This is a genomic window from Collinsella sp. AF23-4AC, assembly GCF_003462685.1.
In the GTDB taxonomy this organism is placed as follows: Bacteria; Actinomycetota; Coriobacteriia; order Coriobacteriales; family Coriobacteriaceae; genus Collinsella.
Genome location: NZ_QRVE01000002.1, coordinates 111810 through 135144, shown reverse-complemented (window position 1 = coordinate 135144; position 23335 = coordinate 111810). Strand labels below are relative to the sequence as shown.

The window sequence follows — 23335 nt, the reverse complement described above, 5'->3', positions numbered from 1 at the left end:
CCCATGTCCGAGCTGTGCTCTGTGCCGCGCGTCTCGGAGCGCTTTGCCCAGAGCAATGCGCTCGACGAGGATATCGCGCGACTTAAATATGTTTCGGGTAAACGTGAGGAGGCCCTTCGCCGTCTGGGAATTCGGACGGTGGGGGACCTCCTTCTCCATATCCCTCATCGATACCTCGACTTTACCCGTTCTTGGTCTATCGAGATGGCGCCCATCGGTACCGTGTGCACCATCATCGCCACGGTCGACCGTATCGTCCAAAAGCAGCCGCGTCCGCGCATGCAGGTGACCGAGGTCTCACTCGTTGACGAGACGGGCGTGCTGCAGGTCGCCTTTTTCCGCCAGCCCTGGATTGCCCAGCAGCTTAAGCAGGGCGACCGCCTGGCCGTGATGGGCAAGGTTGAGTTTGCCTACGGTTTTAAGCAGATGGCCTCGCCGCACTTTGAAAAGCTCGAGGAAGGGCGTGCCGCGGGCACTATCCTGCCGGTCCATTACGTGAGTGATGGCGTGAGCCAGGCGTGGATGCGCCGCATCGTAAGCGGCGCGCTCGAGGTCGTCGGCAATCCCTTTGATCCCATTCCGGCACGCTTACGCGTTAAGCGTCGCCTGATGAGCAATGCTCGTGCGCTTCGATCGATCCACTTTCCCTCGAGCATGGCCGAGCGCGACATCGCACGCCGGCGTCTTGCCTACGAGGAGTGCCTCTACCTGCAGCTGGCGCTGCGTCTGCGCAACGACGGCGGCCTGGTCGATGTGGTGCCCTATGCCCACACCGCGGGCGAGCACCTGGCCGTGCTCAAGCAAGCCCTGCCGTTTTCGCTGAGCGACGAGCAGGAGGCCGCGTTCCAAGACATCCTGCATGATATGTGCGATGGCGGGCGCGTGATGAACCGGCTGCTGCTGGGCGATGTTGGTACCGGCAAGACCGCCGTTGCCGCCTGCGCGCTGGCTGTGGCTGCCGATAGCGGCACCCAGGCCTGCGTTATGGCGCCCACGGGCGTGCTGGCGCGCCAATATGCCGACAAGACCGGCCCTCTACTCTCGCAGGCCGGCATGTCCTGGGCGCTTCTGACGGGTGCCACGCCGGCCTCTGAGCGCGAGCAGATCCATGCCCAGCTGGAATCGGGCGAGCTCGACGTCCTCTTTGGAACCCACGCGGTCCTTTCGGATAACGTTACGTTCAAGCATCTGTCGCTCGTGGTCATCGATGAACAGCACCGGTTTGGTGTGGGCCAACGCAACGCCCTGCGCGCGAAGGGCCCCGGTGCCGATCTGCTCGTTATGACGGCAACGCCCATCCCGCGTACGCTGGCGCTTTCGGTCTACGGCGATCTGGACACGAGCATCATCCGCCATCGGCCTGTTCCGGGGGCGGGCGTGATGACACGCGTACTCACCGAGTCGAGCCGTGACCTCGCCTATGGAGCCATCCGCGAGGCGCATGAAAAGGGTCAGCAGGCCTACGTGATTTGCCCGCTCGTGGAGCCGAGTGACTCGGCCGATGAGCTGGAAGACGTGCCCGGTATTGCCCGCGACGATGAGGGCCGCGTAACCGTCCCCGTGCCGCTGCACGATACGGCGACCGAGCTCGATCGCCTGCGTCTGGCGTTGCCGGGTCTTGCCATCGAGCGCCTTCACGGCCGCATGCCGGCGGGGGAGAAGGATTGCGTGATCGACGCCTTTAAGCGTGGCGAGATCGATGTGCTCGTCTCGACTACGGTGGTCGAGGTGGGCGTCGACGTGCCTAACGCTACCGTCATGGTCATCGAGAACGGCGAGCGCTTTGGTTTGGCTGCCCTGCACCAGCTGCGCGGTCGCGTGGGCCGCGGCAGTGTGTCGGGCACGTGCCTGGTCATGACGCACTCCAAGGGCAACGGCGGCGCGTCGGCGGCGCAAGACCGTCTCCAGTCGCTCGAAAAAACTTCGGATGGTTTTACGCTTGCCCAGATGGACCTGCGTCTGCGTCACGAGGGCGAAATCCTAGGGTACCGCCAGCATGGCGGTGTGACCCTGCGCTTCGTCGACCTCGATGCCGACGAGGAGCTGATCGAGTGGGCCCATTTGGACGCGGTCGAGCTCTTGCGGTATGCTTGCACTCTTGACTCCCTGGCGACTCGCCCCCTGCGCGATGCGGTTGCCATGCGATATCGACACATTTTTAAGGAGGTCAGCGGAGGATGAGAATCATCGGCGGCGAATGGCGCGGTCGTAAGATCGAGGAGCCCCGTGGTCGCGATGTCACCCGCCCCACGACTGATCGCGTGCGCGAGGCGTGCGCATCTATGGTCATGTCGGCATTCGATTTCGATTTGGACGTGGTTCGTGTGCTGGACGCCTTTGGCGGCTCCGGTGCCTTAGGGTTAGAGATGCTCTCTCGTGGGGCCCGCTCGCTCACGACGTTTGAGATCGATCGGAATGCCGCGCGGCTCATTACCAAGAATATCGAGTCGCTCTGCCGTGACCGTGCGCGTTGGCGCGTGGTTACGGGCGACATGCTGGCGAGTGCCTCGCGCGGTCGTGTACCGGGCGGCCCCTTTGATCTGGTCCTGCTCGACCCGCCCTATGCTTTTGGTGCCGAGCCGGTCGAGGAACTGCTGCAGAATCTGGCCCAGCAGGGTTTACTTGCGTCTGGCGCTTACGCCCTGTTTGAGCATGCCGCCGCCGATGCGGGCGCGCATCCGGCAGGTTTTGAGACTGTACGTGAGAAGCGCTACGGCATTACCTCGGTCGACCTGCTTCGTTGGGTCGGCGATGACGACGGTGAGGGTGATAGCGCCGGCACCGATGCTGGCAACAACGATGCTACGACGTTTCAGGAGGACGCCCATGAGTGACACCATCAACCGCGTGATCGTCCCGGGCACCTTTGATCCCATCACGTTTGGCCATATCGATGTGATCCGCCGCGCCCGCCGCATCTTTCCCAGCGTGATCGTCGCTGTTGCCGAGTCGCAGGGTAAAAACGGTGTGGGCACCACGTTTACGCTCGATGAGCGCGTGGCGCTGGCCCGCGAGGCGCTTGGTGATATCGACGGCGTCGAGGTCCTGCCCTTTACCGGCCTCTTGGTCGACTTCGCTCGCGAGCAGGGGGCGGGGGCCGTGGTCAAGGGCCTGCGCGCCATGACCGACTTTGAGTACGAGCTGCAGCAGGCCGACCTCAACTATCGCTTGGATAACGAGCTGGAGTCCATCTTTGTCATGAGCGCGCCGCAGTACGGCTATATCTCGAGCTCGGTTGTTCGCCAGATCGCCTCGCTCGGTAGTGACGTATCGACGTTTGTCCCGCCCAACGTGGTCGAAGCGCTCAAACATCGCTTTTCGTGACGTTTCTTATTGCCTGGTGGCATGTGGTAAACTAGCACGATGATATGTTACCTATGAAAGGAGACCGGATGCCGGGCGAGAATTTTCCTGGCGATAGGATCGTCAGCTTGGTCGATGAGCTCGAAGGGCTGATCGAGGAAGCCAAGCCGCCTTTCGGCAAGAACGCTCAGTTCAAGGTCATCGACGCCGACGTGTTCTTCAACATCCTCGACGAGATCCGCATGAGCTATCCCGAGGAGTGGCAGAAGTCCCGCCGTATCCTTAAGGAGCGCGAGGAGCTCATGGCTTCCGCCGCCGCTCAGGCCGATTCCATCATCGCCGATGCTCAGCAGCAGGCCCTCACCATTGCCGGTGAGCAGGAGATCGTCCGCTTAGCGCAGCAGCAGGCCGACGACATCCGCGATCGTGCCCAGCAGTACGAGCGCGAGACGCGTTATGCTGCCGAGGACTATGCAGAGCAGGTCTTTACGCACCTGGAGGAGAACCTCAAGAGCCTGACCGGCACCGTTACCCGTTGCCGTCAGCAGCTCAACGAGGGTGCCGCCCAACAGAATGGTCAGTGGTAATGGCTGAGTTCCCGAGCGTTACCGTCGATCTTTCCGAGCAGCTCGAGTTTCCTGGAGATTCGTATCCGCTGACCGGTAAGGTCGATGTCGCCACCTACACGGTGGGCGAGAAGGAGTACCAGCTTCAGGACGGCATCGACTACGACGTTGTCTTTACCAATGCCGGTACCGGTGTCTTGCTCACGGGCATGGTCCGCGCGCACGCCACCGGCGAGTGCGACCGTTGCCTGGAGCCCGCCTCGTTTGATATCGCCGGCGAGATCGAGGAGTTCTACCTCTTTGAGGAGCCCGAGGATCCCGAAGCCTACGAGGACGGCTACGAGCTCCTGGGTGAGGACCGTCTAGTCGATCTGGGTGAGCCCATCAATGACGCGGTCGTTATGGACACGCCGTTTGTAGTGCTCTGCAAGCCCGATTGCCGTGGTCTGTGCCCCACATGCGGTTGCAATCTCAACGTCGAGCAATGCGATTGCGCCGCCCAGGCAGAGGCGGAATGGGCCGCTGCCACGGAAAATCCATTTGCAGCATTGAAGAATCTCAAGCTCGATGAGTAAAACTGTGGTAGTATCGCTACTTGCGCGTAATCGCCACACTGGATAGTTCATAAGGAAGGTCACTATGCCCGTACCTAAACAAAAGCAGGGTCGTATCCGCACTCACACCCGTCGTTCCGCCAACATGAAGATCTCGGCTGCGGCTCAGTCCACGTGCCCCCGTTGCGGCGCTGTCAAGCTTCCGCACCACGTGTGCCTCAGCTGCGGTTTCTACAAGGACCGCGAGGTTATCGTTACCGAGTAACGGTATACTCTGGATGCGATGCCGTTCCAAATGGAACCACAATGGCCGGCTCAATGAGTCGGCCATTTTTGTATAAGGAGCATGTATATGAGTAACGTTCGCGTTTGTGTAGACGTTGTGGGTGGAGACGAGAAACCTCAGGTCGTTCTCGATGGTATCGAGGCTGCACTTGCCGCCGATCCCGATATCGAGGTCTTGGCAGCTGGCCCCGCCGAAATCGTCAATCCCTTTGCTGCTTCCCACGCACGTGTTGAGGCCCTTGAGGCACCCGACGTTATCGCCATGGATGACGATCCCATTCGCGCCGTGATGACCAAACGCAAGTCTTCGATCGTGCTGTCGTGCCGCGCCATCAAGAAGGGAAATGCGGACGCGTTTTTCTCCGCCGGCTCCACCGGCGCCATGACCGCCGCTGCGACCGCCTACGTCACGCCGTTTAGATATATGGCCGAAGGTAAGAAGCAGCCGGTGCGTCCCTGTCTGACCAATGCGCTGCCCAATCGCGCCGGCGGTCTGACGGTGCTGTGCGATATGGGCGCCAACCCCGATGTCGAGGTCGATGACATGGTGCGTTTTGCTCAGATGGGTAGCGCCTATGCTCGCGTCGTCCTGGGCATCGAGCATCCCCGCGTGGGCCTGCTTGCTAACGGCACCGAGGACGAGAAGGGCTCCAACTTTACCAAGGCCTGCTTCCCAGCCATGAAAGCCGCCGTTCCCGGCTTTGTTGGTAACTGCGAGGGAACGGACATCACCTCCGGTAACTTCGATGTCGTCGTTGCCGATGGCATGTCGGGCAATATTGCGCTCAAGGCCACTGAGGGCGCTGCCAAGTTTTTGCTACAGGAGCTCAAGGGCGCCTTTATGGCCTCGCTCGGCACCAAGATCGCCGCGCTGCTCATCAAAAAGCAGATGCGCGAGATTAAGGCCAAGCTCTCTGGTGATGCCAAGGGCGGCGCGATTCTTTTGGGCCTGCGTGGCGTGGTCCTGATCGGCCATGGCGCCACATCGGTCGAGGCTGTTAAAAACGGTACGCTCGCGGCGGCCGAAGCCGTGCGCGCGGGGCTGGTCGAGAACGTCGCCAACTCCATGGACGGCATCGTTTTGTAAGAGCGAGTTAGAGCGCTGTTATGTGCCTCGCGGCCTGCTTCGTGGGGTAGAATCAGAACCGTGTCTTGGTACCGCCCGGGCGGTACCATTCTTTTGGTATTCATGCACTATGAGAGGAAGCGCTATGGACCGCTCCGAAATCTTCGACAAGATCGCCGAGGTCGCTGCTGACGTTCTGGGCGTCGATGTTGCCGAAATTAGCGATGAGACCACCTTTGACGACCTCGATGCCAACTCGCTCGAGCGCCTGCAACTGGTTACGGCTATCGAGGACGAGTTCAATCTCGAGATCGATGACGAGACCCTGCTCTCGCTCAACTCTGTCGCCGACGCCGTCGACGCGATCGAAAACGCCAGGGAGGCTTAGGTCTTGGCTTTATCCGAACGACTTACGCGCGCCCAGGAGATTCTGGGCCACGAGTTCAATGACAAGGTGCTGCTGCGCGCGGCCCTTACGCATCCTTCGGCCGTCGAGGGCCAGCCAGTCTCGGCAAGCTACGAGCGCCTTGAGTTCTTGGGTGATTCCATTTTGGGCGCCGTTGTCGCACGCTCCCTGTTTGTGTCCTATCCGGAGTTTGACGAGGGCAAGCTCACGCGCCTGAAGGTGTCCCTTGTCTCGGGCGCCACGCTGTCCGAGGTGTCGCACGAGCTGGGTATCGATGACATCATCATCTTTGGTGCCTCCGAGACCGGTACCGGCGCGCGCGGTCTGCACTCGGCGCTCGAGAACGTCTACGAGTCGCTCGTGGGCGCGCTGTATCTGGACGCCGGCTGGGATGCCGCGGCGGAGTTTATCCATCGTACGCTCAAACCGCACCTGGCCTCCGAGCGTGCCGAGCACCCCGCGAACCCCAAATCGTTCTTGCAGGAGTGCGTGCAAGCCGACGGTCACGAACCCCCGGCGTATAAGCTCGTTGGCTCCGAGGGCCCGGCGCATGCGCCCACCTTTACCGCCGTGGTGTTGATCGATGGTATTCGCCAGGGTCGCGGCTCCGGCTCCTCAAAGAAGGAAGCCGAGGGAGCCGCTGCACTTGAGGCACTTGACCGCATGGGCTACACCACCAACGGCGTGATTCTCAACAAGAAGCCTGTTTAAGCGAGGAACCGTGTATCTCAAGTCCCTCACGCTCAAAGGGTTCAAGTCGTTTGCCGACCGCGCCCATATGACGTTTGAGCCGGGCCTGACCGTCATCGTCGGTCCCAACGGCTCGGGAAAATCGAACATCTCTGACTCGATTCTGTGGGTCCTGGGCGAGCAGAGCGCCAAGCAGCTGCGCGGCCAGGCCATGGAGGATGTCATCTTCTCGGGCTCGTCAGCGCGCAAGCCGGTGGGTGTCGCCGAGGTCACGCTGGTGCTCGATAACTCGGACCATATGCTGCCCGTCGACTTTGACGAGGTCGCCATCACCCGTCGTATGTATCGCTCGGGCGAAAGCGAGTACCTCATCAACTCGAGTCCGTGCCGCCTGATGGACATTCAGGACATCCTGCACGATTCGGGCTTGGGCAAGGATACGCATTCCATCATCAGCCAGGGCAAGCTCGACGCCATTTTGCAGAGCCGCCCCGAGGAGCGCCGCGCCCTCATCGAGGAGGCCGCCGGCATTTCCAAGCACAAACGCCGCAAGGAGCGTGCGCTCAAAAAGATTAAGTCGATGGACGAGCACCTGACGCGTGCCCGCGACATCAATAAGGAAATCGCCCGTCAGCTGCGACCTCTGGAGCGTCAGGTCGATCGTGCGCGCAAGTACAAAGAGCTGTCCTCGCGCGCGAACGAGCTTACGCAGATGCTAGCCGTCGACGAGCTGCGTTCGCTGCAGTCGCAGTGGAACGACTTGGAGAGCCGCTCCAAGGAAGGTGCCGCCGAGCTGGAGCTTGCGCAGTACCGCTTGGGCGAAAAGGAACGCGAGCTCGAGAAGCTCCAGGTCATGCTCGAGGAAAAGGGCCTGTTTGTGGGCGATCTGGGCGAGCAGCGCCGCCATATGCAAGACGTGGTCGGCCGCATTAACTCCGATATGCGCCTGCTCGAGGAAAAGGGCCACAACATGGTGTCGCGCCTGTCCGACATGCGCGGCCAGATCTCGAGCTCCGAGCATCAGCGTCGTCGCGTGGTAGAGGAGCTCGAGGACGCGCGTGCGCAGCTTGAGGAAGTGACCGGCGCGCACATGCAGGCCCAGGAGGACGTTGACGCCGCTGGTCCTGCCGCCGCTCAGCTCCACGAGCGGCGCGTGGCGCTCGACAATCAGATTTCGCAGCTTACGCGTGAGCAACGCGATGCGCAGCGTGTGGCCGATAACGCGGCGCTCGAACTCGCCAAGGTGAAGGACTCGCTGAGCAACGCCGAGGTCGAGGACAACATGTACGCCTCACGCCTGGAGCAGATCGACGAGCAGCTCGAGGAAGTCACGGCCTCACTCGAGAGCCGTCGCGACCGCGCCGAGGAGCTCGACAGTGCACTTGATCAGGCCCGTCAAGCCCAGATTGATGCTCGCGAGGCTACCGAGGTCGCCCGTGCAGCCCTTAAGGACCTGCGTGTCCGCGAGAGCGAGGCGCGCAACAAACTGTCCGAGGTGCGCTCGGAGCTTGCCAGCCAAAAGAAGCTCGATGCCCGCATGGCTGACAGCTCGCCGCTGGTGAGCCGTCTGATGGGTGCGCTGGGCGACGATGTCTCGGGTCGTCTGGGCGACGTGCTCGAGGCCCCGCGTGAGCTTGAGGGCCTGGTTGAGCAATTGCTCGCCGGCGATATCGATGCGCTGCTGTTCGACGATGCGTCCGCGCTTGAGCGTGCCGGTCGTGCCGCTCTGGACCAGAAGAAGGCCTCGGGCGAGGCGCTGCTGGTCGCGCGCGGTGTGAGCGCCTCTGCTGCCGCTAAGGGCGCTGCCGGTTCCCGCCTGGTCGATCGCCTGTCCGTACGCGCCGGCTATGGCCCGGTTGTCGAGGCGCTGCTCGGCGGCTATTACGTTGTCGACGACTTGGCGGCTGCGCTGGCCGCGCCTGTCGTTGACGGCGTGACTTACGTGACCCCCGATGGCGCCCGCGTCGCCTGCGGCGGCCTGGTGCGTGTGGGGCTCGACGCCGGCGAGGCTTCGGGTGCTTTGGAGCGCAAGCGCCGCATCCGTGAGCTCGAGGGCCTGGAACCCGATCTGGCTGCTGTGTTTGAGCATGTGTCGGATCAGGTCGTCGAGGCCAATGCGGCCGTTGAGGAGGCGCGTGCCGCCGAGGGCGATGCCGCCGGCGAGATCGCCCGTCTTGAGGGCGAGCGCCGCTCGCTGCTCTCCGAGATTGGCCGCCTGGAGCAAAGCGCCAACAACGCCGAGGTCGAGCACGTGCGCATCTCCAAGCGCCGCGAGCAGGCCGCCGAGGCCGTTCGCGCTGCGCGCCCGCGCGTTGACGAACTCACCCGTTCGCGTGACGAGGCGCGTGCACAGGCAAGCGACCTGGGTCTCCAGATTGCCGAGGCCAACGATGAGCTCGATCGCGTTCGCCGTGACGATTCCGAGGCCGCCGGTAAGCTCGCCGATGCCAAGGTGCGCCTGGCCCAGACGAGCGAGCGCCTGCGTTCGCTGAAGGGCCGCGTGCCCGACCTTGAGCATCGTCTTGAGGGCATCGACCGTCGTATCCGCGGAACACGCCAGGCTTCGCGCTCGCTCGAGCTGCTGCGCCTGCGCGTCGACCCCATGCACGAACGCTATTCTGCCCTGTTGGAACGCGCATCGGATTGGGCAGCGCGCCTGCGTGACCAGGCCTCTCTGGAAGAGGCGGACTCCGCTTCGCTCAAGAAGACCATCGAGGATGCCAAGGCCGAGGTTGCCCGCGCTAAGGAGCGGGTCGATACCGCCACTGCCACGCAAAACGAGTTCAAGGTCGCACGCGGCAAGCTTGAGGTGCAGGTAGAGGCTGCCATTAAGGCCATTACCGCCGATGGCACCACGGTGCTCGAGGAAGCGCTCATGCTTCCTGCTCCCACCGACCGCGACGCCGCCGAGCGGGAGCTCAACCAGCTCGTGCGTCATATCAACAATCTGGGCCCCGTGAACCAGGTTGCCATGGAGGAGTACGAGCAGCTCAAGCGCCGCGCCGACTACATCGAGGACCAGCTGGCCGATCTGGAGAGCGCGCGCAAGGCGCTCACCAAGATCACAGTGGCCATTGATCGCAAGATGCGCAAGGCGTTTCTGGTGACGTTTGAGAAGGTCGACGCGAACTTCCGCGAGATCTTCGCCATGCTGTTCCCGGGTGGCCAGGCTCATCTTGAGATGACCGATCCCGAGCATCCTGCCGAGACGGGCATTGAGGTTGTGGCGCAGCCGCGCGGCAAGCGCATTACTAAGATGATGCTCATGTCGGGTGGCGAGAAGAGTCTGACGGCGCTCGCCCTGCTCTTTGCCGTGTACCGCACGCGCACGGTGCCGTTCTATGTGCTTGACGAGGTCGAGGCGGCGCTTGATGACGCCAACCTGTCCAAGCTCATCGGAGCCCTCGATGTGCTGCGTTCCGATACACAGCTCTTGGTCATTTCGCATCAGCGCCGTACTATGGAGGACGCTGACGTTCTCTATGGCGTCTCGATGCAAGCCGACGGCGTCAGCCGCGTCGTCTCGCAAAAACTCGATCGCGAAACCGGAAAGGTCGTGAATGCATAATGGGATTCTTTGACGCTCTCTCGCGCGGACTTGAGCGCAGCCGCGAGGCCCTCAACGAGGTCTTCTACTTTGGTGGCGAGGTCGACGAGGACTTTTGGGAGGACCTTGAGGACACCCTCGTCATGGGTGACATGGGTGCCGAGGTCGCTATTCAGGTCTCCGATGACCTGCGCGATGCTGCTGCCAAGAAGAACCTTAAGACCGCCCCGCAGCTTCGCCGCGCTCTGGCCGAGCAGCTCGAGGGCCATTTTGTGCCTGTTGAGCGTGATCCGTTTTCCGATACGCCGAGCTGCGTGCTGTTTGTGGGCATCAACGGCGCCGGCAAGACCACAACGGTCGGCAAGATTGCGAGCGCCATGGCTGCCCGCGGCAAGAACGTGGTGATCGGTTCGGCCGACACCTTCCGCGCCGCCGCCATCGAGCAGCTCGATGTGTGGGGCCAGCGTGCCGGCGTACCGGTTATTAAGCGTGACCGCGGCTCCGATCCGGCGAGCGTGTGCTATGACGTGCTCGACGAGGCCGATAAGCGCGGCAGCGACCTGGTGCTCATCGATACCGCCGGCCGTCTGCACACAAGCCCCGAGCTCATGCGCGAGCTTGCCAAAGTGGTCAACGTGACGCGTAAGCGCGCCGCCAATATGGCTGCCGGCCCCATGCCTGTCTCGGTCGTCCTCGTAATCGATGCCGCGACGGGCCAAAACGGTCTGAACCAGGCGCTCGAGTTTAACGAGGCGCTGGGCCTGGACGGTATTATCATGACTAAGCTCGACGGCACGGCTAAGGGCGGTATCGCCATGGCCGTGGCCGAGAAGCTCAAGCTCCCGATCCTGCGCATCGGCGTGGGCGAGCAGGTCGATGACCTGCAGGAGTTTAACGCCAAAGATTTCTGCCGCGCCCTGGTGGGCGAGTCCAACTAAGGAGTAACCAGTGTTTGATTCCCTGAGCGATCGCCTCAACGACACATTTGACCGCCTTCGCGGCAAGGGTAAGCTGACCGAGGCCGATATCACCTCGGCCATGCGCGACATTCGCATGGCGCTGCTCGAGGCCGACGTTAACTTTAAGGTCGTCAAGGAGTTCGTTGCTAAGACCAAAGAGCGCTGCATGACCGCCGAGGTCATGGAGTCGCTGTCGCCGGCGCAAAACGTCGTCAAGATCGTGCTCGACGAGCTCACCGAGATGCTCGGTTCCACCGAGAGCAAGCTCGTCTTCAGCAATCGCATCCCCAACGTCATCATGCTCGTGGGCCTGCAGGGCTCCGGTAAGACCACGGCAGCTGTAAAGCTGGCCTACCTGCTCAAGAAGCAGGGCCGCTCGCCGTTGCTCGCCGCGTGCGACGTCTACCGCCCTGCCGCTGCCGACCAGTTGGCCACGCTCGGCGGAGAGATCGGCGTACCGGTCTTCCGCGGCGACGGCGCACACCCGGTCGACATTGCCAAGGGTGCCATTCAGGAGGCCGTCGACCACCTGCGTGACGTCGTCATCGTCGATACCGCCGGTCGTTTGCAGATCGACGAGCAGATGATGCAGGAGGCCGTGGACATCAAGAAGGCCGTCAAGCCCGATCAGGTGCTGATGGTCGTCGATGCCATGACCGGCCAGGATATCGTCAACGTTGTCTCGACCTTCGCCGAGCGCACCGACTTTGACGGTGTGATTATCTCCAAGCTCGACGGCGACGCCCGTGGCGGCGGCGCACTTTCAGTGCGTCAGGTGACCGGCAAGCCCATCAAGTTTGTGAGTATGGGCGAGAAACCCGATTCGCTGGAGCCGTTCTACCCCGACCGCATGGCCAAGCGAATCTTGGGCATGGGCGATGTTGTCGGCATCATCGAGAAGGCCCAGGAGGCGGCCGACGCCGAGCAGCTCGAGGCTGCCGAGCGTATGCTGCGCGAGGGCTTTACCATGAACGACATGCTCGACCAGATGAAGGCTGTCAAGAAGATGGGCGGCATGAAGGGCATTCTGGGCATGCTCCCCGGTGGCCAGCGTGCGCTCAACCAGATGGGCGGCAACCTGGATGAGGGCATCTTCGACAAGAACGAGGCCATTATCATGTCGATGACTAAGGAGGAGCGCCTGCGTCCCTCCATCATCAACGGCCAGCGTCGCGCGCGTATCGCCAAGGGCGCCGGTGTGACCCCCACCGAGGTCAATAGCCTTATGAAGCAGTGGGGCGAGATGAACAAGATGATGGGCCGCATGCGCTCGATGGCCAATCAGGCACAGGCCGGCGGCAAGAAGGGCAAAAAGGGTAAGAAGGGCAAAAAGATGCGCATGCCCAATATTCCCGGTCTGGATGCCATGGGCCTGGGCGGCATGGGCGGCCTTGGCGGTCTTGGGACGGGCGGCCCTAAGTCCGATATGGATCTGCTGCGTCAGATGGAAGCGCAGATGCGTAATAAAAAGTAACGGCTGGTTAGCCGAGTGCAGCGAAGGCCGCCCGGATGGTGTTCCAGGCGGCCTTCGCCGTTAGACCATTGTTTGTTGCGCACGTGGAAGTGCGTTCGCGCCAGGGTATTTGCCGCTAGTGGCAACCGCAGCCCTCATGGCCCTCGTGCTCGTGATGGCCGTGGCAGCCACAGGATTCGCCGTGCTCATGGGCGTGCTCGTGGTCATGGTCGTGGCAGCCGCACGTGGCCTCGCCGTTCTTTGCGAGCGTGCCGGCAATGAGGGCCTCGACGCAGGCATCGCAGCTGCCCTGGGCGCCCGCATAGACCGTGATGCCGGCCTGGGTGAGCGCGTTGATAGCACCGCCGCCGATACCGCCGCAGATGAGCGTGTCGACGCCGGCGTTGGCGAGCAGACCCGCCAGCGCGCCATGGCCGGTGCCACCGGTGCCTACGACCTGCTCGTTGAGCACCTTGCTATCCTGGATGTCGTAGATCTTGAACTGCTCGCTGCGGCCAAAGTGCATAAAGATGTTGCCGTTGTCGTACGTCGTTGCCACCCTCATGGTGTCGACCTCCTTTGCTGGCCATGCGGCCGTCGTCGTGGTAATGGGGGAGTACGCGATATTGCCACCTTCGATGACAAGTGCTCGCCCGTTGACCAGCGCGTTTGCCACCTTGCGATGTGCGCGGCTGCAGATGGCCGCCACGGTGGCACGAGCGATACCCATGTGCTGGGCGACTGTCTCCTGATTAAGGCCTTCCAGGTCGCATAGGCGCAGGACCTCGAGCTCGTCGACCGTCATATCGATAGCGTCTCCGCTGGCAAGGCCATCGGGGGTAAAGCCGCGGTATTCGGGGATGATCCCGACGCGGCGCAGTTTTTCGCGTCTTCCTGCCATACACTCTCCAAATCTGACATATGTCAATAATAGGATAACGAACGCGCGGATTTGCGCAAGGAAATTCTGGCATATGTCAGAAAATGAGGGCTTATGTTTGGGCTGTGGGGCCGCGTGCGCCTGGGCTACAATGAATCTCGCTTGTAGGCGACTGACAGGAGGGTCAATGAGCAAGGCTGATCAACAGTTTGTAACCATGTGCCGCGATATTCTGGACCATGGCACCACCACCGAGGGGCAAAAGGTCCGTCCGGTGTGGGAGGACGGCACCCCTGCCTATACCATTAAAAACTTTGGCGTTACGGCACGCTACGACCTGCGCGAGGAGTTCCCCGCGCTTACCCTGCGCCGCACGGCTCTTAAGTCTGCGATGGACGAGATCCTGTGGATCTATCAAAAGAAGTCCAATAACGTCCATGACCTTAACAGCCATATTTGGGATGAGTGGGCCGACGAGACCGGCTCCATCGGCAAGGCCTACGGGTACCAGATTGGCCAGAAAAGCCATTATGCCGAGGGCGATTTCGACCAGATGGACCGCGTACTGTACGACCTTAAGCATACACCGTACAGCCGCCGCATCATGACCAACACGTACGTGTTTAGCGACCTTTCCGAGATGCACCTGTATCCGTGCGCCTACAGCGTGACTTATAACGTCACGCAGCGCCCGCAGGACGATAAGCCCACGCTCAACATGATTCTCAACCAGCGCAGCCAGGACATTTTGGCCGCGAACAACTGGAATGTGTGCCAGTACGCCATCTTGCTGATGATGGTCGCGCAATCGGTCGATATGATTCCCGGCGAGCTGCTACATGTGATTGCCGATGCCCACATTTACGATCGTCATGTCGATATCGTCCGCGAACTTATCGAGCGTCCGCAGTTTGCGGCGCCTAAGGTAACGCTTAACCCCGACGTGCACGATTTCTATGCGTTTACGACCGATGACCTGATCGTGGAGGGCTACGAGCACGGCCCGCAGGTCAAGAACATTCCCATTGCGGTGTAGGTGGTGCTCATGACGTGTAAGCTATCTGCCATCGTCGCCGTGTGTGACGATTGGGGCATTGGGTGCGAGGGCGACATGGTGGTGTCCAATCGCGCCGACATGCGCCATTTTGTGGCGTGCACCAAAGGGTGCCCGGTTATTATGGGACGCAAGACCCTGCTGAGTTTTCCCGGTGGGCGTCCGCTCAAGAACCGCCGCAATATCGTGCTCACGCGTGACGAGAGCTTTGCTGCCGAGGGCGTCGACGTGGTGCATAGCGTCGACGAAGCGCTCGCCGTGGTTGCCGATGAGCCCGTTGCGTGGGTGATCGGCGGTGGCGAGGTGTATCGTCAGTTTTTGCCGTACTGCGTGGAGGCCGAGGTCACGCATGACCACTGCGTCCATCCCGTGGACACGTACTTTCCCGACTTGGACGCCGATCCCGCGTGGGAGATTGCGCGGCGTGGCGGGGTTGCCACGATTGCCTCGGGCGAGGGTGACGAGGGTGTCGATTATGAGTTCGTGACGTATCGTCGCGTTGAGGCATAAATCGCCTGGCGTGAACGGTATCATCGGGTTGATTGAGTGCATGGGGCGGCGCTTAGCGTCGCCTCGTTTGGTATAGATGTGCTGTAAAGAAGGGTGCGGGCTGGCTGCTATGACTGATGCCGTTGAGGTGCTGCGAATCGATTCGCTCGAGGACGAGCGGCTCGATGCCTACGTGCGACTGACCGAGCGTGAGCTTCGCTGCGTGCTGGAGCCGCAGAAGGGCATTTTTATCGCCGAGAGCGCCAAGGTCATCGAGCGTGCGGTTCGCGCCGGATACGAGCCGGTGAGCTTTCTTTTGGGCGAACGCTGGCTCGATCAGATGATGCCGCTGTTTGAGCGCCTGGTTGTGCGCGAGGGCGCGGGTCCGGTTCCTGTGTTCGTTGCCTCCATGGAGCTCATGGAGCAGCTGACGGGTTTTAACGTGACGCGCGGTGCGCTCGCGGCATTCCGTCGTCCACGCCAGATTCCGGTAGCCGAGTTCTTGAGTGGCGTCGTCGAGGCGGCGGGTGAGCGCCCGGTGCGCGTGTGCGTGCTCGAGGGCATTGTCGACCACACCAATGTCGGCGCGATTTTCCGCTCGGCGGCTGCGCTGAACGTCGATGGCATTTTGGTGAGCCCCACTTGCTGTGACCCGCTGTACCGTCGCTCGGCCCGCGTGAGCATGGGCACGGTGTTCCAGGTGCCCTGGACGCGCATTGGCAGCGAGGCGCGCGTATGGCCGCATGATGGGCTGGCGGCGCTGCACGATGCCGGCTTTTCGTGTGCCGCCATGGCGTTGACGGATGATTCGGTGTCGCTGGACGATCCCGTGCTGCAGGAGATTGACCGCCTAGCGATCTTTATGGGTACCGAGGGTGCCGGCTTGGGCACCAAGACCATTGCCGGCTGCGACCGAGCCGCGCGCATTCCGATGGCGCACGGGGTCGATTCACTCAACGTTGCCGCTGCGAGTGCCGTCGCCTTTTGGCAACTGTGCCCGCATGTGAGCAACGAGTACCACTACCAGCCGGGGCTGTATCACTAGGCAGATATTTCGCACCGGGCTCTGGTTCGGGACGTTTCGGCCGACGTCGGTCGGTGCTAAGCTGGTTTTGGCTTTCGTTTTAAAGTGCCGTTTTGTTGTTTGACGTACGCTGGTGGGGAGGGCGTGTGGCTAAGAAATCTACGGCTATCGATGTAACGCAGGGCGTTATTTGGCAGCAGCTGCTGTCGCTGTGCGTCCCCATCTTCTTTAGTTCGTTCTTTCAGCAGGCATACACGCTTATCGGTACCTATATCGTCGGTCAGTTTGGCGGCAAGCTCGCGCTGGGTGGCATTCAGGCCACGATGGTGCTTACGGAGCTCTGCATTGGTTTTTGCGTCGGTGTTGGTGCTGGATGTGCCGTTATTACCGGCCAGTTTTTTGGTCAGCACGATGACGAGCGCTTGAGCCGATCGGTCCATACGGCCATGACGCTCGCGCTGGTGGGCGGCATTGTCATTTCCATTCTGGGCATGGTGTTTGTCGAGCCGATGCTTGTGCTGATGAATACACCGCATGAGCTGCTGGCCGAGGGTGTGGCGTATGCCCGTTGCTACTTTGCCGCCATGTTTGCGGCGCTGCTGCTCAATATGGGCACCGCGCTGCTGCGCGCCGTGGGTGATACGCGTGGCCCTGCCGTGATCATTGCCTCCGGCTGCCTCGTGAACGTGGTACTGGATATCATTTTTGTCGCCGTGCTGCATATGGAGGCCCTGGGCTGCGGTATCGCTGTGGCGCTGACCATTTGCTCCAATGCCACGATGATTGTGATTCGCATGATGCGCGCTCCGGGCGCGTGGCGCCTGTCGCTCTCTAAGCTCGGCATCGATCGCGGCATTTGCAAGAGCATGCTTTCGTGCGGTTTGCCGCTTGGTTTTCAATCGGCGGCGTATTCGATCTCCAACGTCTTGATTCAGGTGTCGGTCAACTCGTTTGGAGCCGATGTCACGACCGCTTGGGGTCTTTCCGGTCGCCTGGACGGCATTATCTGGATGGTGACCGAGGCGCTTGGTGTGTCGATTACTACGTTCTCGGCGCAGAACTTTGGTGCGCGCAATTACGATCGCATGCGAAAGGGATACCACACGTCGCTCGTGCTTTCATTTGTGCTTATCGGTGGCCTGTCTGCCGTGCTGCTGGTATTCTCGGGCCCGCTTTCGCGTCTGTTTATCGACGATGCCGCAATTTCGGCCTACACCACGACGATTCTTCATTTCATCGCGCCGTTCTACGCGATCTTCTCGATTATCGAAAACGCGTCCGGCTCCATCCGCGGCGCTGGCGTGAGCTTCCAGCCTATGATGCTCACGATATTCGGCACGGTCGTGCTCCGCGTGGCGTGGGTGTTCGCGATTATGCCGCTCGACCCCTCGCTCGAGCATCTGCTGCTGGTCTACCCCGTAACCTGGGTAATAACCGCCACGATGTTCACCATCTACCACCACAGCGGCAACTGGCTAGGCCGCGCCACTGCCTAGCCGGCACTTGGGAACTGGCTAGGCCGCGCCACTGCCTAGCCGGCACTTGGGAACTGGCTAGGCCGCGCCACCGCCTAGCCGGCACTTGGGGACGTTCCTTTTCTGCCGGCACATAGGGACGTTCCTTTTCTGCCGGCACATAGGGACGTTCCTTTTCTGCCGGCACTTTGGGACACTCCTTGGGAAGTAATTTCGCCTTTTTCGGAGACTCTGTTTGTCGTGCCCTGTAAACTGTCAAAACGGGCTTAGCAAATTAGATCGTCCGCGCCTATCAGATGTTGCCCGGTGGGTTTGTGATGGGAGGGCGATATGCCAAGAACGGGTAGAGTCGTTTCGTTAACAGGCTATAACCACATAATCGCACGCGGTAATGGCGGCATCTGCATCTTCGAAGACGATGAAGATCGCTATCGGATGCTTACGCTGTTCGAGGATAAACTTGTCGGTAATGGCGTTGGCGTTACAGCATGGTGTCTCATGTCGAATCATTTCCATCTTATGGTCGACGATCATCATGAGAAGATATCTTCGTGCATGAGCGGCGTTCTTACCTCGTATGCGATGTATTTCAATCGCAAAACAGATCGAGTTGGGCACTTGTTCCAAGATAGATTTACTAATATTCCGGTCGAGAATGATGTACAAGCAATTTCGCTTGCCGACTATATTCATATGAATCCGGTCAAGGCAGGCATTTCCGCCGTTGATACATATCGTTGGTCCAGTTACCGAGCGTATGCTTACGGTTATGATGGATTTGGATTCTGTGACCCCGGGATTGTTCTAGATCTCGTGGGTGGATCTCTTGAGTATCGTCACTATCTTGCCGATCGAATTGACCAAGCGCCCTACGATGCTGAGCCTCGACCACGCATCCTGGATGATGAGGCTCTTGAGGTCGCCAAAAGCGTTGCCGCCCCTATATCACTTCCCGAGCTTGCTTCCATGAAACCATCTGAGCGGAAGCCCATTCTCTGCAAATTGAGAAGAGCGGGTCTCACGATTAATCAAATAGTGAGGGTCGTTGGCATTGGTCGTACGTCTGTTGTTTCTGGTACGGCAGGTTGGAAGAAGATTTAGGTTACTGGATAGGTGACGGCGCAGGAGTGTCCCCAACTGCCGGCAAAAAAGAAACGTCCCCAAGTGCCGGATTAGTATTCGATGCCTTGGCGGGCTAGGAGGCCTTCGTCGAAGTAGTGTTTGATGGGACGCATTTCGGTTACTAGGTCGGCAAGGTCGGCGAGGGGCAGCAAGCCGCGGCCGGTGAGCACGAGCTCTGTGGTGGTCGGTTTCATTGCGATCAACGCTTCGACATCTTCGCGCGTCACAAAGCCTCGGCGCATGGCTTCTCCCAGCTCATCCAAGATCAGCATGTCTACCTGGCTAATCTGCTCGCGTGCGAGCTCCATGATCTGCGCGGCGCAAGCCTCGGGCGTGTCGCGATCGGCCTGCACAATGCGCAGTCCCAGGCGCGGCGCGGCATCGTGTTCGGCGCAGTGCAGCTTCTTGGCAAACTGCAGCATGAGTACGTTGAGACCATAACCTGTGGCACGCAAAGCCAGCCCCAAGGCGGCCGTGGTTTTGCCCTTTCCGTCGCCCGTGTAGATCTGAACCTTGCCGACTTCCAGTGATGCCATCTCTGTCCTTTCGTGCCCGGCGTCGGTTTATCGTCGCTCGGGTTGGGTATTCTAGAAACCATTATCAACCCCAGTAGATGGAGTTCAAGCAGATGGAGATGGATGACAACAAACGTAGACGGAATATGATCCTCTACGTGCTCATCGCCTTCGTCGTCTACCTCGTGCTCTCGACCGTTCTGTTCCCCAACATCGGTCACACGCAGCAGATTACGAAGACCGATTACTCGACGTTTGTCAAAGCGCTCGATAAGAAGAGCGTCAACAAGGTCGAGTACAACACGGACGATTACACGATTTATTACACCAAGAAGGGCGAGGACGAGAACATCGCCTACAAGACGACCGGTGTGCCGAATGATGCGGGTTTTACCGATCGCGTGCTTGAATCCGGTGCGTCCCTGGAATCGGTCGTTCCCGACAAGAACTCGGGTTTGATGACCTACTACCTGCTCACCCTCATTCTTCCCATGGCGATTTTCTTCCTGATTGGCTGGTGGCTCAACCGCCGCATGAAGAAGGCCATGGGTGATGACGGTCCGTCGATGAACTTTGGCGGCGGTGGTTTTGGCGGCGGTGGACTGGGCAAGTCCGGCGCGCGCGTGATCGCCTCCAAGGACGTGGGCGTGACCTTTAAGGATGTCGCCGGCCAGGAAGAGGCCAAGGAGTCCCTCAAGGAGGTCGTCGACTTTCTGGAGAAGCCGCAGCGCTACGAGGAGATCGGCGCCAAACTGCCACGCGGTGCTCTCCTTGTCGGCCCTCCGGGTACCGGTAAAACCCTGCTCGCCAAGGCTGTGGCCGGCGAGGCGGGCGTGCCGTTCTTTAGTATTTCTGGTTCTGAGTTTGTTGAGATGTTCGTTGGCCGCGGCGCCGCTAAGGTTCGCGATCTGTTTAAGCAGGCCAAGGAAAAGGCCCCGTGCATCGTGTTTATCGACGAGATCGATACCATCGGTAAGAAGCGCGATGGCGGCGGCTTTAGTGGCAACGACGAGCGCGAACAGACGCTCAACCAGCTGTTGACCGAGATGGACGGCTTCGATAACCACAAGGGTATCGTCGTTCTTGCTGCTACCAACCGTCCCGACAGCCTTGACCCGGCCCTGCTGCGCCCCGGTCGTTTTGACCGTCGCATCCCCGTTGAGCTGCCCGACCTGACCGGACGTAAGAACATCCTCGAGCTGCATGCAAAGAGCGTGAAGACGGAGCCGCCGATCGACCTGACCGCGATTGCCCGCGCCACGCCCGGTGCCTCGGGCGCCGACCTGGCCAACATCATCAACGAGGGCGCGCTGCGTGCCGTCCGCGAGGGTCGCAAGCGCGCGACTCAGGATGACTTTGAGGAGTCGGTGGAGGTCGTCATCGCCGGCCAGCAGCGTAAGTCCACGGTTCTGTCCGACCACGAGAAACAGGTCGTGTCCTATCACGAGATCGGCCATGCCATCGTTGCCGCCCGCCAGAAGGGTTCTGCGCCGGTTACCAAGATCACCATCGTGCCGCGTACGAGCGGTGCTCTGGGCTACACCATGCAGGTCGAGGAGGATGAGCGCTTCCTGACCACGCGCCAGGAAGTCCTGGACAAGCTCGCTGTCTATTGCGGTGGCCGTGCAGCCGAGGAGCTTATCTTTGGCGAGATGACGACCGGTGCCGCCAACGATATCGAGCAGGCCACCAAGCTCGCCCGCAACATGGTGACGCGCTTTGGCATGTCCGATGAGTTTGGCATGATGGCGCTTGGTACCGTTCAGAATGCGTACCTCAACCAGGATACGTCGCTCACCTGCGCCCCCGGTACGGCCGAACGCGTGGACGCGATAGTCGCCAAGCTGATCGAGGATGCGCACGACCGCGCTCTGCAGATCCTCAAGGAGAACAAGTTTAAGCTCCATGAGCTGGCTCGTTATCTGTACAAGAAGGAGACGATCACGGGCGAGGAGTTCATGAATCTCCTCACGCGCGAGAATCCGCTGATGCCAAAGCAGCAGTAATACTGGTTGCGCAGTGTCTATCGCCCCATTTGAGTGTCCATCTCAAATGGGGCGTTTTGCGTGGGGAGAGTTGAATATGAAAATCGTGGTAAGTGCCTGCTTGATGGGCGAGAGCTGCAAGTATAACGGGCTCGATAACTACCATCGCGAGCTGGTCGAAGCGTGCGAATGCACGGGGACCGAGGTACTCTTGGTGTGCCCTGAGGTCTTTGGCGGCCTGCCCACGCCGCGCAAGCCGTCCGAGATTGTGAACGGCGAGGTCCGTACCTGCGAGGGCGTCTCGATCGATCGCGAGTTTCGCCTGGGCGCAGAGCGCGCACTCGATATGTGCGAGCAGGCGGGCGGCCCGTCCGAAATCGCTGCGTGCATCCTTCAAGATCGTAGTCCCTCGTGCGGTGCGGGTCGCATCTACGACGGAACGTTCAGCGGTACGCTCACTGCGGGCAACGGTGTTTTTGTCGACCTACTGCTGCACCACGGGTATCGTGTGATTCCCGCAAGTGAGTTCGACCCCAGCATACTGGAACATTGTCCATAGCACTCGAACCCAACACTTCCTCACGGGTGACCGTTTTGGCATCATCCGTGAAGTTTATATTGAGTACGACCCGGTCATCAAAGACGTAGACCGAGTTGACAGGCACGTACCCAGGCAGCCCCTCCCCGCGGCTCTCGCGCAGGAACGCGTACACGGCCCTCCCGTCTCTTGCGCCCCTCCTGGAATTGTCCACATCAGTGTAGCCAATTCAGTCCGCCAAGGGCTGAAGCCCGGACAACGCGGCGATGGAGGGCTTCTTCGGCCTGCTCAAGAAGGAGTTCTGGCACGGCAGGGACTGGTCGGACTGGACCCCCGCCCGCTTCATCGAGGAGCTCGGGGGCTGGATCGGTCGATACAATACGGAGAGGCGCAGCGATGCGCTCGGTGGCCGCACGCCGGCCGAGTTCCGCTCCGCGCTGGGAAGGGCCGCGTAACGGTCCAAGAAATCGTCCGCAGTCCCCATTCTTGCCCCTTTGGGACAGCTTCTTGTTGGGGCGTGCCTGCCCCTAACCCTGCTAGGAACGAGTACAGCAAACTGGAATTTTCAAATTAGTCTTTGCAAATTACCTTTGAACCTTCACCATCAATTACAATTCCCTGACGGTTGTTAATTGGGCATAGATTCAAATCCGAAAACTCAGTCATTATTTTCTCGGTAACTTTCTTAAATGGTGCTGTAAGAAAATGCGGAAGAACATAGAAATCAATCAAATTAAGCCCTGAATCATCTTCTTGTGAGTAGTCCTCCGGCTTTTCATCCATTTGCTCGATATATTGGATGCTTGGAGCGCATACAATCGCACCTGCCGATTCACCAATCATCAGTTTTCCCTTTTCCAATTCTTTCTTCAACAGCTCATCCGTTCCCGTTTTACGGAGCTGGTCTATAAGGAAAAAAGAATTTCTGCCGGTAAAATAGATCACATCTGAATCTTCAAAAAGAGACTGTATCGTTGAATAAGCCTCCGTTGAAATATCAATTTCAGTTACGATTGCTCCCAACTTTTTGAATAATTTTCGAGCCGAGCCGACATAACCGGTGTAGCCTTCACGCAGCGAAGCTGTTGGAATAAATGCGACTTTTTTATTTTCAATTTCTTCCTTTACCAGACTTCCTACACTTGAAAAGTGAGAACATAAAAACAGTTTCATCAATATTCTCCTATATATAAATTCTTATTTGTTGAACTAAGCCGTGTATACCATACTCTCCAATGAAAGAACGCCCTGATATAGCGAAATTTTGCCGTTTTCCTGCGTACGTGCGTACACACTCCACAGGAATTCTAAGGGGCCTGCCCCCTTAGCACACGGACTTTGGAACAAAGTCTAGTGTGTTACGCCTTGCCAGAGGTGTACGGGCTCCCGGTATGCACGTACGCAGCAATTGCCATCAATGCGCC

The 23335-nt window shown here is 60.0% G+C and carries 23 protein-coding genes; 20 read left to right on the top strand and 3 right to left on the bottom strand.

All coding sequences use genetic code 11. From position 1 onward, the window contains the following. The first annotated feature begins 3 nt into the window (after positions 1-3). The 12 genes from recG (at position 4) to ffh (ending at position 12850) form a co-directional block, all read left to right on the top strand. Positions 4-2181 (top strand): ATP-dependent DNA helicase RecG, encoded by a 2178-nt coding sequence (gene recG / locus DWY05_RS02280; protein ID WP_117820278.1) that lies wholly within the window; start codon positions 4-6, stop codon positions 2179-2181. Then, positions 2178-2834 carry a 16S rRNA (guanine(966)-N(2))-methyltransferase RsmD gene (rsmD, locus tag DWY05_RS02275; RefSeq protein ID WP_117820277.1) on the top strand — a complete coding sequence of 219 codons (657 nt, stop codon included), beginning with the start codon at positions 2178-2180 and terminating at the stop codon, positions 2832-2834. Before recG ends, rsmD begins: the two co-directional genes overlap by 4 nt. Continuing rightward, a complete protein-coding gene (gene coaD / locus DWY05_RS02270) occupies positions 2827-3324 on the top strand; it encodes a pantetheine-phosphate adenylyltransferase (RefSeq protein ID WP_117820276.1) in 498 nt (165 codons plus the stop codon). Before rsmD ends, coaD begins: the two co-directional genes overlap by 8 nt. A 68-nt stretch (positions 3325-3392) precedes the next feature. Then, on the top strand, positions 3393-3890 hold the full coding sequence (locus tag DWY05_RS02265) for an ATPase (protein ID WP_040358176.1): 498 nt from the start codon (positions 3393-3395) through the stop codon (positions 3888-3890). Beyond that, on the top strand, positions 3890-4444 hold the full coding sequence (locus DWY05_RS02260) for a DUF177 domain-containing protein (RefSeq protein ID WP_117837204.1): 555 nt from the start codon (positions 3890-3892) through the stop codon (positions 4442-4444). The genes DWY05_RS02265 and DWY05_RS02260 overlap by 1 nt, the downstream gene beginning before the upstream one ends. 64 nt (positions 4445-4508) lie before the next feature. Next, positions 4509-4688 (top strand): 50S ribosomal protein L32, encoded by a 180-nt coding sequence (gene rpmF, locus DWY05_RS02255; protein ID WP_117837203.1) that lies wholly within the window; start codon positions 4509-4511, stop codon positions 4686-4688. 87 nt (positions 4689-4775) lie between these two features. Next, positions 4776-5795 (top strand): phosphate acyltransferase PlsX, encoded by a 1020-nt coding sequence (gene plsX / locus DWY05_RS02250; protein ID WP_117837202.1) that lies wholly within the window; start codon positions 4776-4778, stop codon positions 5793-5795. A 124-nt stretch (positions 5796-5919) separates the two neighbouring features. Further along, the gene (locus DWY05_RS02245; RefSeq protein WP_055309519.1) at positions 5920-6162 is read left to right on the top strand and encodes an acyl carrier protein; all 243 of its coding nucleotides are present in this window, start codon (positions 5920-5922) and stop codon (positions 6160-6162) included. Positions 6163-6165: 3 nt separating this feature from the next. Beyond that, positions 6166-6891 carry a ribonuclease III gene (rnc, locus tag DWY05_RS02240; protein ID WP_117639314.1) on the top strand — a complete coding sequence of 242 codons (726 nt, stop codon included), beginning with the start codon at positions 6166-6168 and terminating at the stop codon, positions 6889-6891. A gap of 10 nt (positions 6892-6901) precedes the next feature. Further along, entirely contained in the window at positions 6902-10438 is a 3537-nt protein-coding gene (gene smc, locus DWY05_RS02235; protein WP_117837201.1) for a chromosome segregation protein SMC, read from the top strand. Then, positions 10438-11355 carry a signal recognition particle-docking protein FtsY gene (ftsY, locus tag DWY05_RS02230; protein WP_117564147.1) on the top strand — a complete coding sequence of 306 codons (918 nt, stop codon included), beginning with the start codon at positions 10438-10440 and terminating at the stop codon, positions 11353-11355. The genes smc and ftsY overlap by 1 nt, the downstream gene beginning before the upstream one ends. Before the next feature lie 10 nt (positions 11356-11365). Then, positions 11366-12850, top strand: a complete 1485-nt coding sequence (gene ffh / locus DWY05_RS02225; RefSeq protein WP_117837200.1) for a signal recognition particle protein — start codon at positions 11366-11368, stop codon at positions 12848-12850. Positions 12851-12965: 115 nt separating this feature from the next. Here ffh and DWY05_RS02220 read toward each other — a convergent pair whose 3' ends face one another. Then, positions 12966-13730: a DUF134 domain-containing protein gene (locus DWY05_RS02220; RefSeq protein WP_117837199.1), complete on the bottom strand. Its 765-nt coding sequence runs from the start codon at positions 13728-13730 to the stop codon at positions 12966-12968. Positions 13731-13896: 166 nt separating this feature from the next. On the opposite strand from DWY05_RS02220, the gene thyA reads away from it, so the two are divergent. The 5 genes from thyA to DWY05_RS02195 all read left to right on the top strand — a co-directional run bounded on the left by thyA (position 13897) and on the right by DWY05_RS02195 (position 18852). Continuing rightward, entirely contained in the window at positions 13897-14745 is an 849-nt protein-coding gene (thyA, locus tag DWY05_RS02215; RefSeq protein WP_055309513.1) for a thymidylate synthase, read from the top strand. A gap of 9 nt (positions 14746-14754) precedes the next feature. Then, positions 14755-15273, top strand: coding sequence for a dihydrofolate reductase (locus DWY05_RS02210; protein ID WP_117820270.1), 519 nt, complete (start codon positions 14755-14757; stop codon positions 15271-15273). A gap of 109 nt (positions 15274-15382) precedes the next feature. Next, the gene (locus tag DWY05_RS02205) at positions 15383-16297 is read left to right on the top strand and encodes an RNA methyltransferase (RefSeq protein WP_117798127.1); all 915 of its coding nucleotides are present in this window, start codon (positions 15383-15385) and stop codon (positions 16295-16297) included. A gap of 125 nt (positions 16298-16422) precedes the next feature. Then, on the top strand, positions 16423-17772 hold the full coding sequence (locus DWY05_RS02200) for an MATE family efflux transporter (protein WP_117820269.1): 1350 nt from the start codon (positions 16423-16425) through the stop codon (positions 17770-17772). Between the two features lie 309 nt (positions 17773-18081). Next, a complete protein-coding gene (locus DWY05_RS02195; RefSeq protein ID WP_117820268.1) occupies positions 18082-18852 on the top strand; it encodes a transposase in 771 nt (256 codons plus the stop codon). Positions 18853-18923: 71 nt separating this feature from the next. Here DWY05_RS02195 and DWY05_RS02190 read toward each other — a convergent pair whose 3' ends face one another. Beyond that, the gene (locus tag DWY05_RS02190; RefSeq protein WP_117757590.1) at positions 18924-19409 is read right to left on the bottom strand and encodes a cob(I)yrinic acid a,c-diamide adenosyltransferase; all 486 of its coding nucleotides are present in this window, start codon (positions 19407-19409) and stop codon (positions 18924-18926) included. A 92-nt stretch (positions 19410-19501) separates the two neighbouring features. On the opposite strand from DWY05_RS02190, the gene ftsH reads away from it, so the two are divergent. The 3 genes from ftsH (at position 19502) to DWY05_RS02170 (ending at position 22366) form a co-directional block, all read left to right on the top strand. Beyond that, complete coding sequence (ftsH, locus tag DWY05_RS02185) at positions 19502-21394, top strand: ATP-dependent zinc metalloprotease FtsH (RefSeq protein ID WP_187361833.1); 1893 nt, start codon at positions 19502-19504, stop codon at positions 21392-21394. Between the two features lie 76 nt (positions 21395-21470). After that, complete coding sequence (locus DWY05_RS02180) at positions 21471-21932, top strand: DUF523 domain-containing protein (protein ID WP_117820267.1); 462 nt, start codon at positions 21471-21473, stop codon at positions 21930-21932. 245 nt (positions 21933-22177) lie between these two features. Next, complete coding sequence (locus DWY05_RS02170) at positions 22178-22366, top strand: IS3 family transposase (RefSeq protein WP_099431656.1); 189 nt, start codon at positions 22178-22180, stop codon at positions 22364-22366. Positions 22367-22481: 115 nt separating this feature from the next. On the opposite strand, the gene DWY05_RS02165 is transcribed toward DWY05_RS02170, so the two are convergent. Then, a complete protein-coding gene (locus DWY05_RS02165) occupies positions 22482-23084 on the bottom strand; it encodes a Type 1 glutamine amidotransferase-like domain-containing protein (RefSeq protein WP_117820266.1) in 603 nt (200 codons plus the stop codon). Between the last annotated feature and the right edge of the window lie 251 nt (positions 23085-23335).